The 15,115-nt window shown below is 74.0% G+C and carries 15 protein-coding genes; 2 read left to right on the forward strand and 13 right to left on the reverse strand.

The features are described 5' to 3' along the window. Positions 1 to 4: 4 nt before the first annotated feature. The 5 genes from AB0G63_RS13740 to AB0G63_RS13760 form a co-directional block, all read right to left on the reverse strand. Positions 5 to 1,237, reverse strand: a complete 1,233-nt coding sequence (locus AB0G63_RS13740) for an RNA polymerase sigma factor (RefSeq protein WP_360749281.1) — start codon at positions 1,235 to 1,237, stop codon at positions 5 to 7. A 122-nt stretch (positions 1,238 to 1,359) separates the two neighbouring features. After that, positions 1,360 to 1,716: a YciI family protein gene (locus tag AB0G63_RS13745; protein WP_360749139.1), complete on the reverse strand. Its 357-nt coding sequence runs from the start codon at positions 1,714 to 1,716 to the stop codon at positions 1,360 to 1,362. 169 nt (positions 1,717 to 1,885) lie between these two features. Next, on the reverse strand, positions 1,886 to 2,944 hold the full coding sequence (locus tag AB0G63_RS13750; protein WP_360749142.1) for an LCP family protein: 1,059 nt from the start codon (positions 2,942 to 2,944) through the stop codon (positions 1,886 to 1,888). A 93-nt stretch (positions 2,945 to 3,037) separates the two neighbouring features. Further along, positions 3,038 to 4,384: an endo-1,4-beta-xylanase gene (locus tag AB0G63_RS13755; protein ID WP_360749145.1), complete on the reverse strand. Its 1,347-nt coding sequence runs from the start codon at positions 4,382 to 4,384 to the stop codon at positions 3,038 to 3,040. 113 nt (positions 4,385 to 4,497) lie between these two features. Beyond that, positions 4,498 to 5,550, reverse strand: coding sequence for a LacI family DNA-binding transcriptional regulator (locus AB0G63_RS13760; protein ID WP_360749148.1), 1,053 nt, complete (start codon positions 5,548 to 5,550; stop codon positions 4,498 to 4,500). A 131-nt stretch (positions 5,551 to 5,681) separates the two neighbouring features. On the opposite strand from AB0G63_RS13760, the gene AB0G63_RS13765 reads away from it, so the two are divergent. Beyond that, positions 5,682 to 7,988: a glycoside hydrolase family 3 N-terminal domain-containing protein gene (locus AB0G63_RS13765; protein ID WP_360749151.1), complete on the forward strand. Its 2,307-nt coding sequence runs from the start codon at positions 5,682 to 5,684 to the stop codon at positions 7,986 to 7,988. A gap of 113 nt (positions 7,989 to 8,101) precedes the next feature. Here AB0G63_RS13765 and AB0G63_RS13770 read toward each other — a convergent pair whose 3' ends face one another. Genes AB0G63_RS13770 through tsaB form a run of 4 tightly spaced genes read right to left on the reverse strand, consistent with a single transcriptional unit; the run spans position 8,102 to position 10,641 of the window. Then, entirely contained in the window at positions 8,102 to 8,365 is a 264-nt protein-coding gene (locus AB0G63_RS13770; RefSeq protein ID WP_360749154.1) for a hypothetical protein, read from the reverse strand. Next, positions 8,362 to 9,489 carry a tRNA (adenosine(37)-N6)-threonylcarbamoyltransferase complex transferase subunit TsaD gene (gene tsaD, locus AB0G63_RS13775; RefSeq protein ID WP_360749157.1) on the reverse strand — a complete coding sequence of 376 codons (1,128 nt, stop codon included), beginning with the start codon at positions 9,487 to 9,489 and terminating at the stop codon, positions 8,362 to 8,364. Before tsaD ends, AB0G63_RS13770 begins: the two co-directional genes overlap by 4 nt. After that, the gene (gene rimI, locus AB0G63_RS13780) at positions 9,482 to 9,988 is read right to left on the reverse strand and encodes a ribosomal protein S18-alanine N-acetyltransferase (protein ID WP_360749160.1); all 507 of its coding nucleotides are present in this window, start codon (positions 9,986 to 9,988) and stop codon (positions 9,482 to 9,484) included. The genes tsaD and rimI overlap by 8 nt, the downstream gene beginning before the upstream one ends. Further along, positions 9,985 to 10,641, reverse strand: coding sequence for a tRNA (adenosine(37)-N6)-threonylcarbamoyltransferase complex dimerization subunit type 1 TsaB (tsaB, locus tag AB0G63_RS13785; protein ID WP_360749163.1), 657 nt, complete (start codon positions 10,639 to 10,641; stop codon positions 9,985 to 9,987). The genes rimI and tsaB overlap by 4 nt, the downstream gene beginning before the upstream one ends. A gap of 114 nt (positions 10,642 to 10,755) precedes the next feature. Here tsaB and AB0G63_RS13790 point away from each other — a divergent pair, with 114 nt between their 5' ends. Then, the gene (locus tag AB0G63_RS13790) at positions 10,756 to 11,310 is read left to right on the forward strand and encodes a hypothetical protein (RefSeq protein ID WP_360749166.1); all 555 of its coding nucleotides are present in this window, start codon (positions 10,756 to 10,758) and stop codon (positions 11,308 to 11,310) included. Positions 11,311 to 11,494: 184 nt separating this feature from the next. Here the strand turns inward: AB0G63_RS13790 and AB0G63_RS13795 are convergent, their stop codons facing one another. From AB0G63_RS13795 to alr, 4 genes are all read right to left on the reverse strand, one after another. Further along, the gene (locus AB0G63_RS13795; RefSeq protein ID WP_360749169.1) at positions 11,495 to 11,728 is read right to left on the reverse strand and encodes a hypothetical protein; all 234 of its coding nucleotides are present in this window, start codon (positions 11,726 to 11,728) and stop codon (positions 11,495 to 11,497) included. 208 nt (positions 11,729 to 11,936) lie between these two features. After that, entirely contained in the window at positions 11,937 to 12,449 is a 513-nt protein-coding gene (gene tsaE, locus AB0G63_RS13800; protein ID WP_360749172.1) for a tRNA (adenosine(37)-N6)-threonylcarbamoyltransferase complex ATPase subunit type 1 TsaE, read from the reverse strand. Then, on the reverse strand, positions 12,415 to 13,713 hold the full coding sequence (locus AB0G63_RS13805) for an alpha/beta hydrolase (protein WP_360749175.1): 1,299 nt from the start codon (positions 13,711 to 13,713) through the stop codon (positions 12,415 to 12,417). Before AB0G63_RS13805 ends, tsaE begins: the two co-directional genes overlap by 35 nt. A 97-nt stretch (positions 13,714 to 13,810) precedes the next feature. Beyond that, positions 13,811 to 15,004 (reverse strand): alanine racemase, encoded by a 1,194-nt coding sequence (gene alr / locus AB0G63_RS13810; protein ID WP_360749178.1) that lies wholly within the window; start codon positions 15,002 to 15,004, stop codon positions 13,811 to 13,813. Positions 15,005 to 15,115: the final 111 nt, after the last annotated feature.

Consider the following 15,115-nt stretch of genomic DNA (forward strand, 5'->3'; position numbering starts at 1 on the left):
GACCTCAGACGCCGGGGAGGGACCGGAGCCGGTCCAGCAGCAGCTGCCGCTCGCGGGCGTTGCGCGTCAGCCCGGCCGCCCGCGCCAGTTCCTCGCCCGCCTCCGCCGTGCGTCCCAGGCGGGCCAGCAGGTCACCGCGGACGCTGGGCAGCAGGTGGTAGTCGCGCAGGGCGGGCGCGGCGGCGAGAGCGTCGACGATCTCCAGCGCCTTCGCCGGGCCCTCGGCCATGGACACGGCCACCGCGCGGTTGAGCTCGACGACCGGGGACGGGGCGCGGGCGGCCAGCAGCCCGTACAGGGTGGCGATGCTCGCCCAGTCGGTCTCCTCGTAGGAGTGGGCGTGCGCGTGGCAGGCGGCGATGGCGGCCTGGAGGGCGTAGGGGCCCGGGGCGCCGGACGGGGAGGCGGCCCCGGCGCGGTCGAGGGCGGCGATGCCGCGGGCGATGAGCATGCGGTTCCAGCGGCGGCGGTTCTGGTCCTTCAGCAGCACGGGTTCGCCGTCCGGGCCGGTGCGGGCGGCCGTGCGGGACGCCTGGAACTCCAGCAGCGCGGTCAGGCCGTGCACCTCGGGCTCCCCGGGCATCAGCTGCGACAGCACGCGGGCCAGCCGCAGCGCGTCCTCGCACAGGGCGGGGCGCAGCCAGTCGTCGCCGGCCGTGGCGGCGTACCCCTCGTTGAAGACGAGGTAGACGACGTCGAGGACCGACCCGAGCCGGGCCGCGCGCTCCGGCCCGTACGGCACCTCGAAGGCGACGTTCTTGGCGGCCAGCGTCCGCTTGGCGCGCACGATGCGCTGGGCGATCGTCGGCTCGGGGGTGAGGAACGCGCGGGCGATCTCGGCCGTGGTCAGGCCGCCGAGCAGGCGCAGGGTCAGCGCGATGCGGGCTTCGGCGGACAGCACCGGGTGACAGGCGGTGAACACCAGCCGCAGCAGGTCGTCGTCGATGTCGTCGGGGTCGGCGGGCTCCTCGAACGGCGCCGTCGTCTCCAGGTCCCGCCCGATCTCGCGCAGCTTGCGGGCGTAGGTCTCCCGGCGCCGGACCAGGTCCACGGCGCGGTGCCGGGCGGTGGTCATGAGCCAGGCGCCCGGGTTGTCGGGCACCCCGTCCCGCGGCCACTGCTCCAGCGCGGCGACCAGCGCGTCCTGCGCGAGTTCCTCGGCGATGCCGACGTCGCGGACGATGCGGGCGACGCCCGCGATGACCCGCGGGGACTCGATGCGGAAGACGGTGTCGATGGCCTGGCGGGGGTCGGCGGCCTGGTGGAGGTCCGGGTCGGCGGCCCGGCGGGGGCCGGCGGTGGGCTGCGGTGTCACAACCCACCATCGAACACCCCGCGGCGGCCGGAGGCCAGGAGGAATCAGCCCTCCGCGATCTCGCGCACCTCGCAGGTCACCTGCCACTCCTCGCCATGGACCTTGAGGAACCGCGAGGCCCACTCCAGCGCCTCGGCCTTGTCCTTGCACTGCATGATCGCGTAACCGCCGATGACCTCCTTGGACTCGGTGAAGGGTCCGTCGGTGACGGAGGTGTTCCGGCCGTCCCAGTGCACCCGGGTGCCCTGCGCCGACGGCGTCAGCCCGGCGGTGTCCAGCATCACCCCGGCCTTGGTGATCTCCTCGATCAGCTCTCCCATCCGCTGCATCAGCTCCGGGCTGGGGCCCCCGGCGGGCGCGGAGTTCTCGTCGATCCGGACCAGTGACATGAAGCGGGGCATGGTGACCCTTCGGTCGTTCGGTCTGTGGGCCGGTTCCTTCGGGTTCCTTCGGGTTCCTTCGTCTCCGGCCTCTCACCCAGTGCGTCGAACGAACGACGGCCGGATCGACAGGCGCGCCGGACTTCTTCGAAGATTTTTTCCGGCCCGCGCGCGGAGGCCGTAACGGCGGTCAGCGCAGCGACGCCCACAGGTCTCGGGCCGCCGGCTGCCGGGCCACCACCCGGTTGGGGTCCGACGGCGCGGTGGCCACCGGCATCGTCACCGTCCGCACGTCGTCCGCCGTCAGGTTCCGCAGGCTGCTGCCGAGGTCGGCCAGTTCGCTCAGCGAGTCCAGGCCGGTGTCGGTGGTCAGGCTGCCGGTCACCGCCTCGGCCACCGTGTAGAGCCTGCCGGGGTCGGTGAGCAGGTCGACGGAGGAGATCCGCTCCAGCAGGGCCTTCACCAGTTTCTGCTGGAGCCCTATGCGGCCCAGGTCGCTGCCGTTGCCTATGCCGTGCCGGGTGCGGGCGAGCGCGAGGGCCTGCTTCCCGTTCAGGTGATGGGTGCCGGCCTGGAGGGTCAGGTGGCTGTCCTGGTCGTCGATGTCCTCGTCCGTGGTGACCGTGACGCCGCCGAGCGCGTCCACCAGCTTCGCGAAGCCGGCGAAGTCGATCTCGATGTAGTGGTCCATGCGGACGTTGGTGAGCGACTCGGCCGTCTTCACCGCGCACACCGGCCCGCCGAGCGAGAAGGCGCTGTTGAACATCGAGTGGTAGGCCACCGCCGTGGACCCGCCGCCGCGGAGCGGACACGACGGGCGGGTGACGAGCGTGTCGCGTGGGATGCTGACGACGGTGGCGCGGGTACGGCCGGCGTCGAGGTGCACGACCATCGCCGTGTCGGACCGGGCGCCGGAGCTGCTGCCCCCGCCGAGTTCCCGGTTCTCCTTGCCGCTGCGCGAGTCCGAACCGAGGACCAGGATGTTCAGCGCGCCGCTGGGCAGCGGCGAGGCGGCGGCGGAGGCGGACCCGGAGGGGGACGGGTTCACCACGGCCCTGGCCGGCCGGCTGCCGCCGAGCGCGCTGTCGATGTCGACGCTCTTGATGTTGTCGTCGAGGTGCAGGTACGCCCAGCCCGCCGCCGCGACGCCCAGCACGAGCGTGGCGGCCAGGGTGAGGCCGACGGCCTTCAGCGCTCTCGGCCGTCGGCCTCCGGTTCCGCCCGCGTCGGCGTTCTCGTGTCCGGTCACGGGCAGGACGGTAGGTCCGCAGGATTAGGGGACGGTTAGAGGAACGCTGCGGGAGGGTTTTCTTCGGAGAATCTCATGCTTCTCAGCCTCCGCTCAGCCCAGTGTCACCGTGGGCACCGGATTGCTGCCGCTCCAGGACCCGTTGAACCCGAAGGTCACCGAACCGCCGTCCGGGACCGTGCCGTTGTAGGAGGCGTTGGCGCATGTCACCGCCGCCCCGGACTGGGTGCAGGTGGCGTTCCACGCCTGGGTGACCTGCTGGCCCGCGCCGTACGTCCAGTTCACCTTCCAGGACGACAGGGACGCCCCGGTGCAGGTGATCCGCACCTCTCCCGTGAACCCGGTGCTCCACTGGTTGGTCACGCTGTACGCCGCCTTGCAGCCGTCCGTGGACGGCGGCGGGGTGGTCGTGCCGCCGAGCGCCTCCGCGATGCCGTAGTACGCGGGCTTGGGCGCGTAGTTGTCGTCGTACGGGGTCGCCGCCCCGTAGCCGGGGAACGTGCCCGGCACCCAGGAGTCGGAGTCGGCGAAGCCCCAGACGGTGACGTTGACGCAGCGGGCGACGGCCACGCAGGCGGCGACGACCGACTTGTAGTCGGCGGCCTGCTGGGCGAGCTTGGCGCTGTCCGCCGGGAGGGCCATGCGCACGTCCAGCTCGGTGATCGCCACGTCGACGCCGAGGTCGGCGAAGCGCTGGATGTTCTGCTGGAGCGTCGAGGGGACCTGGCCGAGGATCAGATGGGCCTGGAGCCCGACGCCGTCGATCGGCACGCCGCGGTCCTTCAGCGACTTCACCAGGTTGTACAGGGCGGTGGACTTCGCGTTGACGCCCTCGACGTTGTAGTCGTTGATGTACAGCTTGGCGGCCGGGTCGGCGGCGTGCGCCCAGGTGAGGGCGTTGGCGATGTAGTCGGCGCCGAGGCCGTTGTACCAGAGGGTGGAGCGGTAGGTGCCGTCCTCGTTGAAGGGCTCGTTGACGACGTCCCAGGCGGCGATCCGTCCCTTGTAGCGGCCGACCTCGGTGCTGATGTGGTTCTGCAGCAGGCTGCTGAGCTGGGCGGTGGTCCAGGAGCCGTTCGTCAGCCAGCTCGGGTTCTGGCTGTGCCAGACCAGGGTGTGGCCGCGCACCTGCTGGCCGTGCGCCTCGGCGAAGGCGACGATCTGGTCGGCCTCGGTCCAGTTGAAGCTGCCCTGGGTCGGCTCGACCGACCCCCACTTCATGGCGTTGCCGGGGGTGAGCGAGCTGAACTGGGCGCCCGCGATGTCGCCGTAGGTGCCGGTGAGCTTGGAGCCGGTGACCGCCGTGCCGACGATCTTGCCCTTGGCTGCGCCGAGGTCGCGCAGCGGGGTGTCGGCGGCGTGCGCCGCGGGCGCCGTGAACAGCATCAGCGCGCCGGTGACCAGTGATGCCAGAGATAAAGCCGTTCTCAAAGATCTCATTGCGGGGGACCTCCGAAAGTTTCGGCCGTGCAACCGATTGACTTCGGAGAGTGTCGGACGCCTCGCCACACCGGTCAATACAGCAACAGGCTCCTCTCGCGTCGACAGGTCCTTCAAACCTCCGGCGGCGGCGCCGTGCTGCTGCGCACCACCAGGCTCGTCGCGAGTTCCACCCGGGTGGCCACCGGGGCATGGCCCTCGCGGCCGAGGTCGAGGACCAGCCGGGCCGCCGCCTCGGCCATCTCCGTCAGCGGCTGCCGTACGGTCGTCAGCGGCGGGCCCACCCAGCGGGCGACCGGCAGGTCGTCGAACCCGACCACGCTCAGGTCCTCCGGGATCCGCAGCCCGAGCTCGCGGGCGGCCTCGTACAGCCCGAGCGCCTGGAGGTCGTTGCCGGCGAACACGGCGGTCGGCCGGTCCGGGCGGCGCAGCAGCCGCAGCCCCTGCCGGTAGCCGGTCTCGTGGCGGAAGTCGCCGGGCGCGATCATCGACGCATCGACCGGGAGCCCGGCGGTCTCCAGGGCCGCCCGGTAGCCGTCGACGCGGGCGCGGCTGCACATGATGCGGGACGGCCCGCTGATCGTGCCGATGCGGGTGTGGCCGAGCTCGACCAGGTGGCGGGTGGCGGCCAGCCCGCCCTGCCAGTTGGTGGCGCCGATCGACGGCACGTCGACGCCCGGGTCGCCCGCCGGGTCCACCACGACGAACGGGATGGAGCGGCTGGTCAGCAGGGCGCGCTGGGAGTCGTCGAGACCGGACAGCACCAGGATCACGCCATGCGGCCGGCGCGCGGCGACCTGGTCGGCCCAGGTGCGGCCGGGGGTGAGCCGGCCGGCGCTCTCGCTCAGCACCACGCTCAGGCCGGCGTCCCGGGCGACGTTCTCCACGCCCCGGATGACCTCCATCGCCCAGGCGCTCTCCAGCTCGTGGAAGACCAGGTCGATCAGGGGCGAGCGGCTGGTCTCGGCGCGCCGGCGCCGGTAGCCGTGGACGCGCAGCAGTTCCTCCACGCGGCTGCGGGTGGCCGGGGCCACGTCCGCACGTCCGTTGAGGACCTTCGAAACAGTCGGCGCGGACACGCCGGCCTCACGGGCGATCTCGGCGAGCGTCGCGCTCTGCGCCGACCGCCCCGCCGTCCGCGTTTCCTGGGGCTCCGGAGGGGTCATGGCGGCGATCGTATCCCTGCGCCCCCTCTTGACGAACCTTTCGTCACCGGCCTAGGTTCCGGAACATTCGATATACCTACCGAAACATTCGCGAGAGGGCCGCACCCCGCCTCGACAAGAGCAGGAGTTTCATGACCACCGCCCCCTGGCGTGACCCCGCCCTGCCCGCCGCCGCCCGCGTCGACGACCTCCTCTCCCGGATGACCCTGGAGGAGAAGACCGCCCAGTTGTACGGGGTGTGGGTGGGCGCCGCCACGGACGGCGACGGAGTCGCCCCCCTGCAGAGCCAGATGGCCGCCGACTACGACTACGACGAGCTGATCAACCACGGCCTGGGCCAGCTCACGCGCTCCTACGGCACCGCCCCGGTGGACCCGGCGCTGGGCGCGCAGGCCCTGGCCAGCGCCCAGCGGCGCATCGCCGCGGCCGGCCGCTTCGGCATCCCGGCCGTCGCCCACGAGGAGTGCCTGGCCGGCTTCACGGCCTGGGGCGCCACCGCCTACCCCGTCCCGCTGGCCTGGGGCGCCAGCTTCGACCCCGGCCTGGTCGAGGAGATGGCCCGGCGCATCGGGCACGACCTGCGGGCGGCCGGCGTCCACCAGGGCCTCGCCCCGGTGCTGGACGTCGTACGCGATCCGCGCTGGGGACGGGTGGAGGAGACCATCGGCGAGGACCCCTACCTGGTCGGCACCATCGGCACCGCCTACGTGCGCGGCCTGGAGTCGGCCGGCGTCATCGCCACCCTCAAGCACTTCGCCGGGTACGCGTCCTCGGCCGGCGCCCGCAACCTCGCTCCGGTGCGGGCGGGCGTGCGCGAGTTCGCCGACGTGACGCTGCCGCCGTTCGAGATGGCGCTGCGCGAGGGCGGGGCCCGCTCGGTGATGGCCGCGTACACCGACACCGACGGCATCCCGGCCTCCGCGGACCCCGCCCTGCTGACCGGGCTGCTGCGGGAGGAGTGGGGCTTCACCGGCACGGTGGTCGCCGACTACTTCGGCATCGCCTTCCTGCAGACCCTGCACCGCGTCGCGGGCTCCCCCGCCGAGGCGGCGCACACGGCCCTGACCGCCGGGATCGACGTGGAGCTGCCCTCGCTGAACTGCTACGGCAGGCCGCTGCTGGAGGCCGTCCGGGCGGGCGCGGTCCCCGAGTCCCTGGTGGACCGGGCGGCCCGCCGGGTCCTGCTGCAGAAGTGCGAACTGGGCCTGCTGGACGAGGACTGGGACCCGGAGCCGCCCGCGGCGCTCGACCTCGACTCCGCGGCCAACCGGGACCTGGCCGGCCGGCTCGCCCAGGAGTCGGTGGTGCTGCTGGACAACCCCGACGGGCTGCTGCCGCTGGCGCCCGACACCCGGATCGCGGTGGTGGGCCCGAGGGCGGCGGACGCGCTGGCGATGCTCGGCTGCTACTCCTTCCCCTCGCACGTCCTGCCCCGGCACCCCGAGGTGCCGATGGGCATCGACATCCCGACCGTGCTGGACGCGCTGCGCACCGAACTCCCCGACGCCAAGGTCACGTTCGCGGAGGGCTGCGGAGTGTCCGACCCGGACGCCTCCGGCTTCGAGGAGGCGGTGGCCCGCGCGTCGGAGGCCGACGTGTGCGTGGCGGTCCTCGGCGACCGGGCGGGCCTGTTCGGCCGCGGCACCTCGGGCGAGGGCTGCGACGTGACCGACCTGCGGCTGCCGGGCGTGCAGGGCGAGCTGCTGGACCGCCTGGTCGCCACCGGGGTGCCCGTGGTGCTGGTGCTGCTGACCGGCCGGCCCTACGCCCTGGGCCGCTGGCACGGCCGGCTGGGCGCCGTCGTGCAGGCCTTCTTCCCGGGCGAGGAGGGCGGGGCGGCGGTGGCCGGAGTGCTGTCCGGCCGCGTCAACCCCTCGGGCCGCCTTCCGGTGAGCGTGCCGCGCGAGCCCGGCGGCCAGCCCTGGACCTACCTCCAGCCGCCGCTCGGCCTCGCGGGCGAGGTCAGCAACCTGGACCCGACCCCGCTGTACGCCTTCGGGCACGGTCGCTCGTACACGACGTTCGCCTGGGACGACTTCGCGGGCACCGCGCCCGAGATCAGCACGGACGGCTCCTACGACCTGTCGCTGACGGTCCGCAACACCGGCGACCGGGCCGGGGCGGAGGTGGTGCAGCTGTACCTGCACGACCCGGTGGCCTCGGTGACCCGGCCGGACGTGCGCCTGATCGGCTACCGGCGGCTGGAGCTGGAGCCGGGCGCGGCGGCCCGCGTCACCTTCCGCTTCCACGCGGACCTGTCGGCGTTCACCGACCGCTCGGGCACGCGGGTGGTCGAACCGGGCGCCCTGGAACTGCGGCTGGCGGCATCCAGCGCGGAGGTCCGCCACACGGCACGCCTCACGCTGACCGGCCCGGTCCGGCCGCTCGGCGCGGACCGGCGGCTGCGCTGCGAGACGGAGGTGTCACGGGCGGGGTGACCTGGGGGGACCGGGTGACCGGGTGACCGGGGGTGACCCGGGGAGCCCCGGGGAGCCCCGGAGGTGACCGCGGGTGACCCGGGTTGCCCCGTCCGCCCCGGAGCTTCGGGCCCCTACTCCGCCCCCACCGACTCGAACCGCCACCGGTGCACCGCCCTGGTGACCAACTCGGCGTCCGGCTCGGGCAGTTCGGGAAGGTCGGCGTCGAGGGCCGCGTCCCACCAGGTGATGACGAGGACGCGGTCCTGCGGCGCGCGGAAGGTCTCCCGGCGCAGGGGGCGGGACCGGCCCGGGAGTTCCTGGGCCCGGGCCCAGGCGAGCAGTTCCGCGCCGCGCCCCGCGGCGGCCCTCGCCTCCCACATCAGCGCGACGGTCACGAGTACAGGTTCTCCTGCGCGGTCTCATGCACGTGGCCGTGACCGTGACCGTGACCGTGGCCATGACCGTGGCCGTGGTCACGGCCGGGAACGTGCGGGTCCGTCACCGGCAGCGAGGAGTCGGCCGACAGGTCCCAGCCGGACGCCGGCCGGTTCCGGGCCACCATCTCCGCGCCGAGCGCCGCCACCATCGCCCCGTTGTCCGTGCACAGCTTCGGCCGCGGCACCCTGAGCCGGATCCCCGCCGCCTCGCAGCGCGCCTGCGCCAGCGCCCGCAGCCGGGAGTTGGCGGCCACGCCGCCGCCGATCATCAGGTGGTCCACGCCCTCGTCCTTGCACGCCCGCACGGCCTTGCGGGTGAGCACGTCGACGACCGCCTCCTGGAAGGAGGCCGCCACGTCCCGCACCGGCACCTCCTCGCCCGCGGCCCGCTTGGCCTCGATCCAGCGGGCGACGGCCGTCTTGAGGCCGGAGAAGGAGAAGTCGTACGCCGGGTCGCGCGGGCCGGTCAGGCCGCGCGGGAACGCGATCGCGTCCGGGTCGCCCTCCCGCGCGTACCGGTCGATGACCGGGCCGCCCGGAAAGCCGAGGTCCAGCACGCGGGCGATCTTGTCGAAGGCCTCGCCGGCCGCGTCGTCGATGGTCGCGCCCAGCGGCCGGACGTCGGAGGTGATGTCGCCCGACAGCAGCAGCGACGAGTGCCCGCCGCTGACCAGCAGCGCCATCGTCGGCTCCGGCAGCGGGCCGTGCTCCAGCTGGTCGACGCAGATGTGGGAGGCGAGGTGGTTGACGCCGTACAGCGGCTTGCCGAGGGCGTAGGCGTACGCCTTCGCCGCCGAGACGCCGACCAGCAGGGCGCCCGCCAGCCCCGGGCCCGCGGTGACCGCGACGCCGTCCAGGTCGCGGGCGCTGACCCCGGCGTCCTTCAGCGCGCGGTCGATGGTCGGCACCATCGCCTCCAGGTGCGCGCGGGAGGCCACCTCCGGCACGACGCCGCCGAAGCGGGCGTGCTCGTCGACGCTGGAGGCGACGGCGTCGGCCAGCAGGGTGGTGCCGCGGACGATGCCGACGCCGGTCTCGTCGCAGGAGGTCTCGATGCCGAGGACGAGTGGTTCGTCAGCCATTGATCTCGGTTCCTTGTACGGAGGTGGAAGGGTCGGTCAGGCGCATCACCAGGGCGTCGACGTTGCCCGGCTGGTAGTAGCCCCGCCGGAACCCGATGGCCTCGAAGCCGAAACGCTCGTACAGCTTCTGGGCGCGGGTGTTGTCGATCCGGCACTCCAGCATCACCTCGGAGCACTCGAACGCGGTCGCCGCCCGCAGCAGCTCGGTCAGCAGGCGTCCGCCGAGCCCGGTGCCCTGGTGGTCGCGGGCGACGGCGACGGTCTGGACGTCGGCGAGATCACCGGAGGCGGCGAGCCCGGCGTACCCGACGATCCGGCCGCCGGCCTCGGCGACGAGGTAGCGGCGGGTCGCCTCGGGGCCGCGCGCGTGGGCCAGTTCGGACCAGAACATGCCCCGGGACCAGGCGTCCTCGGGGAACAGGTCCTTCTCCAGCTCCAGCACGGGGTCGATGTCCCACCAGCGCATCTCGCGCAGCCGGGGGGTCTGGGGTCCGGTCACTTGGGGGTGACCACCTTGTAGTTCTTGGGGACCTGGGCGTCGGGCCGGCGCAGGTACAGCGGCCGCGGAGCGGACAGTTCCTCCCCGGCGGCGAGCCGCTCGGCGGCCAGCGAGGCCAGGGCGGCGGCCGACACGTGCTCGGGCTCGTGCGCCCGGGGGAAGGTGTCCGGGTACAGCAGCGCGCCCGCGCCGACGGCCGGCAGCCCGGCGACCCGGTCGGCGATGTCGGCGGGCCGGTCGACGGCCGGGCCGGTCAGGCGGGTGCGGGAGTCGGCGTAGGTCGCCCAGTAGACCTCCTTGCGCCGGGCGTCGGTCGCCACGACGAAGGGGCCCTCCTCGATGTCCGCCGCGTACGCGAGGCCGTCGAGCGTGCACACGCCGTGCACCGGGACGCCGAGCACGAGCCCGAAGGTGTCCGCGGTCATCAGGCCGACCCGCAGCCCGGTGTACGGGCCGGGTCCGACGCCGACGACGATGCCGGTGACGGCGTCGATCTCGAGTCCGGCCTCGGCGAGCAGCCGGTCGACGGCCGGCAGCAGCAGCTCTCCGTGCCGGCGCGCGTCCACCTGGGTCGAGGAGGCGATGACGTCCGTTCCGTCGTGCAGGGCGACGGTCACGGCGGGGGTGGCGGTATCCAGAGCGAGCAAGAGCACGCAAACAGCCTACGGCTCCCGCGGCGCGCGCACGGCCGCCCGGTCCGGGCGCACGGGGGCTGCTACGGTCGCCCGGAAGCACGACGTACGACGCGACGGCTGAGGTGGGCGACGGTGGCAGGCGGCAGCTCAGGAATCGTGTTCGGGCTCACCACGGCGGCCGTCGCGACGGTCGGCGTCCTCGCCTTCCAGGCCTCCGCGGGCGTCCCGGACGGCCTGGGCGGGCCGCACGCCGGTACGTCGCCGTCGGCGGCGCCCACGCACCCGGCCCGCGGCCCGAAGGACCCCACCGCGCTTCCCGTCGACTCCGGCACGGGCGCACGGGTCGTGTACTCGGTGACCGGCGACCGGGTGTGGCTGGTCGGCGCGCGCGACAAGGTGCGCCGCACGTTCCTGGTCCTGCCCGGCAAGGTGGACCCGGCGCCGGGCAGCTACGAGGTCACCTCCCGCTCGAACTCCGTCACCGGCACCGACGGCGCCCCCGTCCGGCACGTCGTCCGCTTCGCCGACGTGGACGGCGTCGCCATCGGGTTCAGCACACCGGCGGGGCCGGCGACGGCGAAACCGGACGAGGGCGTGCGCACGGGCGGCATCCGCGAGTCCCGCGAGGACGGCGACGCGATGTGGGCGTTCGCGACGATCGGCCGCCCGGTCGTGGTGGTCCGCTGAGCGCTCCGCGGAAGTGCCGCGCGCGTCTTGCCGTCGATCGTCCGCGTCTGCCGCACCATCGTGGCCGGTCGCGCGGTTCCCCGCGCCCCTTCAGGGCGCTGCCGGACCGCTGCGGACTTCGCCCGACCTGCTCAGGGCCTGTCCGCCCAGCGCACCGCCGGGGCCGGGCCTTCGCCCAGGGAGCTCAGGCGGCGTCCCGATGCCCGGTTTCCCGGTGTCCGGCTTCCGTGTGCCCGGTCTCCCGGTGCGCGGGGCGCGGCCGGGCCGCCTCGGGGTCGGGTACGCGCGGCGGGGTGGAGATGACCTTCGCGGCGGCGCAGGACGCCAGCAGGTCGCACATGGGCACCGCGGACACGCCGCGCGACGGCACCTCGGACACCTCGCGCGGCAACGCCTCGTCTCGTTCCGTGGCCGGCATGAGCGCCTCCTGGGAGCCGGGGGCGAGCGTAGTTAGGTACACCTAACCACGTCGGAGACACCATGTGACCACGTACCGGACGCCGGACGCAACATCTTGCCGACATCGTGTCGGAACCCGCCCCTGGGGGCGACATGCGCGGCAGCCGCACCCTGCCCCAGGGGGCGACATACGCCGCAGCCGAAATCCCGGGGGACGAACGACCGCGTCAGGCCGACAGCACGCTCAGGTCGGCCGCCGCCCACCGCCGGCCCAGCCCGGTCACCGTCACGTGCCGGACCTCGTCCGCGGTGTCGCCGACGGCCCGGTGGATGACGACGTGCAGGCGGTCGTCGGTCAGCTCCTCGACCTTGCCCTCGCCCCACTCCACGACGACCACCGACTCCGGCAGCGAGACGTCCAGGTCGAGGTCCTCCATCTCGTCCAGCCCGCCGCCCAGCCGGTAGGCGTCGACGTGGACCAGCGCCGGGCCGTCGGCGAGCGACGGGTGCACCCGGGCGATCACGAAGGTCGGGGAGGTGACCGCGCCCCGGACGCCGAGCCCTTCGCCGAGGCCGCGGGTGAGGGTCGTCTTGCCCGCGCCGAGTTCGCCGTTGAGCATCACCAGGTCACCGGCGCGCAGCAGTTTCGCCAGTCTGCGGCCCAGTTCCCGCATCTGCTCGGGGGAGGTGACGGTCAGCTCGGTCTCAGCCGCGTCGTGCGGTGCTGCTGGTGCTTCCATAGCCACCCACGGTAGCCCCTGCGGGCACGGCTCCCACACGGGTCAGCAGGTCGGCGAGCCGGTCGGTGACCACCTCCGGGTGCTCCAGCATCACCAGGTGCCCGGCGTCCGGCACGAGCACCAGTTCGGAGTCCGGCAGCAGGTCGGCGATGGCCTCGCTGTGCTCGCTGGGCGTGACCAGATCGCCGATACCGGCCAGCACCAGCACGGGTATGTCCCTGAACAACGCGAGCGCCTCGGTCTTGTCGTGGTCGTCGAACGCCGGGTAGTACTCGGCGACGACGTCGATCGGCGTGCCCTCGATCATCCGCTCGGCGAACCGGGCGACGGCCGGGTCGACGTCCCGGGAGGCGAACGAGTACCGCTTGACGACTCCGGCGAACAGGTCGGCGGTGGCCCGCCGCCCCTTCTCCACCAGCTCGGCCCGCTGCCCCAGCACCTTCAGCACTCCGGGCAGCACCCGCCGCACGGCGTTGACGCCGGCCACCGGCAGGCCGAAGTTGACCTCGCCGAGCCGCCCGGACGACGTGCCGACGAGGGCGACCGCGACGACCCGGTCGCGGATCAGCTCGGGGTACCGGTCGGCCAGGGCCATCACGGTCATGCCGCCCATCGAGTGCCCGACCAGCACGATCGGGCCCTCCGGCACGGCGGCGTCGATGACGGCCTTCAGGTCTTGTCCCAGCTGCTCGATGGTGACCGGCACCCCGTCGCGCACCTGCCGCACGCCCCGCCCGGAGCGGCCGTGGCTGCGCTGGTCCCAGTGCACGGTCCGCACCACGCCGCGCAGGGCCGCGCGCTGGAAGTGCCAGGAGTCCTGGTTGAGGCAGTAGCCGTGGCAGAAGACGACGGTGACCGGGGCGGGCGCCTTGCGCCCGAACAGCCGGCGGCGGCGCGGGGTCAGTGCGGGGGCCGCCTCCGGGTCGACGTCGTCGACCTCGTAGTACAGCTCGGTCCCGTCGTCGGCGTACGCCTTGCCGGGGGTGCCGCGCAGCGCGCCGTACGGTCCGGTGGAGTCGAGGGCGAGCCGCGCCTTCCTCCGTATGTCGCGGCCGACGGTGAGCCGTTCGATGGCGAGGCCGGCGGCGGCGCCCGCGGCGGCCACGCCTATCGCGGCGCCCGCGATGCCGGTCACCCTGCGCCAGGTCCCGCCCGTCCCGCCGGTCGCGACCGCCGCGGCCGTCGCAACCGTCGCGGCTGTCGCGGCCGTCGCCTGCGCGGCGGAGGCGACGGCCGTGAGGGCCTCCGCACTGCTCTCGCTCACGTACCCGCTCCCCTTCGACGGACTGCTGTTCGATGGCTCGCGCGGCACCGGGGTGGTGCCGCCCACGGATGGTGTGACGCCGTCGGACCCCGAGCGGTTACCCCGCCTGGCCCTCGCCCACATGGTCGTCCATACGGACGTGCGTGTGGACGCGGGGAACACGCGTTCCGATGCGGGTGACGATCTCATACGCGATGGTGCCCGCGGCCTGCGCCCAGTCCTCGGCGGTCGGCTCGCCGCGGTCGCCGGGCCCGAACAGCACCGCCTCGGCGCCGGCCTCCGGCTCGTCTCCCCCGAGGTCCACGACGAACTGGTCCATCGCCACCCGCCCCGCGACCGTGCGCCACTTGCCGCCGACCAGGACGGGGCCGGTGCCGGAGGCGTGCCGCGGGATGCCGTCGGCGTATCCGACGGGGACGAGGCCGAGGGTGGTGTCGCCGGGGGTGACGTAGTGGTGGCCGTAGCTGACGCCGTGGCCGCCCGGTACGTGCTTGACCTGGGCGAGGGACGCCGACAGCGTCATCACCGGGCGCAGCCCGAAGTCGGCCGGGGTGCCGAGCTCGGGGCTGGGCGAGATGCCGTACATCGCGATGCCGGTGCGGACCAGGTCGAAGTGGCTCTCGGGAAGCGTGAGCAGGGCCGGCGAGTTGGCGATGTGCCGCACCTCGGGCCGCACGCCCTGCGCCTCGGCGTGGGCGGCCATCTCCTCGAACAGGGTGAGCTGCGCGGCGATGGAGGGGTGTCCGGGTTCGTCGGCGCAGGCGAAGTGGGACCACAGGCCGGTGACGCGCAGCAGCCCGTCGCGCTCGGCGCGGCGGGCCGCGCCGACGAGTTCGCGCCAGTCGGCGCCCGGCTGGCATCCGTTGCGGCCGAGGCCGGTGTCGGCCTTCAGGTGCACGCGCGCGGGCCGGCCGGCCCGCCGGGCGGCCTCGGTGACCTCCGCCAGGGCCCACCGGGCGCTGACCGACACGTCGACGTCGGCCTCGATCGCCTGCTGCCACGGCCCGCCGGGGGTCCACAGCCAGCACATGATCCGCCCCGGAAGCCCGGCGGCCCGCAGGGCGAACGCCTCCTCGGGGGTGGCCGTGCCGAGCCAGGTCGCCCCCGCCTCGACGGCCGCGCGGGCGCACGGCACGGCCCCGTGGCCGTACGCGTCGGACTTCACGACGGCCATGACGGCCGCCCCGGACGCGACGGCGCGCAGGGCCCGCACGTTGGCCCGCAGGGCAGCGAGGTCGATCTCGGCGCGGGCCCGCAGGGTCGCGGTGGGGGCAGCTGCTGTCTCGTTCATGGCGCCCCCAGTCTCTCAGAGGCCCCGCCCGGACCCGACAGACACCTGCCGCCACCCTGGCCACCCGGCGCCACGGCCCGCCCGTGCCCCCGTGCACCGACGGCCCCGCTC

The sequence above is a fragment of the Streptomyces sp. NPDC020996 genome (assembly GCF_040641355.1).
GTDB lineage: Bacteria > Actinomycetota > Actinomycetes > Streptomycetales > Streptomycetaceae > Streptomyces.

What these genes read in the sequence shown, in the direction of transcription:
- AB0G63_RS13745 (WP_360749139.1), bottom strand. Translation starts at nt 1,716, where the DNA reads ATGCCCCGCTTCATGTCACTGGTCCGGATCGACGAGAACTCCGCGCCC.
- AB0G63_RS13755 (WP_360749145.1), bottom strand. Translation starts at nt 4,384, where the DNA reads ATGAGATCTTTGAGAACGGCTTTATCTCTGGCATCACTGGTCACCGGC.
- AB0G63_RS13760 (WP_360749148.1), bottom strand. Translation starts at nt 5,550, where the DNA reads ATGACCCCTCCGGAGCCCCAGGAAACGCGGACGGCGGGGCGGTCGGCG.
- AB0G63_RS13765 (WP_360749151.1), top strand. Translation starts at nt 5,682, where the DNA reads ATGACCACCGCCCCCTGGCGTGACCCCGCCCTGCCCGCCGCCGCCCGC.
- tsaD (WP_360749157.1), bottom strand. Translation starts at nt 9,489, where the DNA reads ATGGCTGACGAACCACTCGTCCTCGGCATCGAGACCTCCTGCGACGAG.
- AB0G63_RS13795 (WP_360749169.1), bottom strand. Translation starts at nt 11,728, where the DNA reads ATGCCGGCCACGGAACGAGACGAGGCGTTGCCGCGCGAGGTGTCCGAG.
- tsaE (WP_360749172.1), bottom strand. Translation starts at nt 12,449, where the DNA reads ATGGAAGCACCAGCAGCACCGCACGACGCGGCTGAGACCGAGCTGACC.
- alr (WP_360749178.1), bottom strand. Translation starts at nt 15,004, where the DNA reads ATGAACGAGACAGCAGCTGCCCCCACCGCGACCCTGCGGGCCCGCGCC.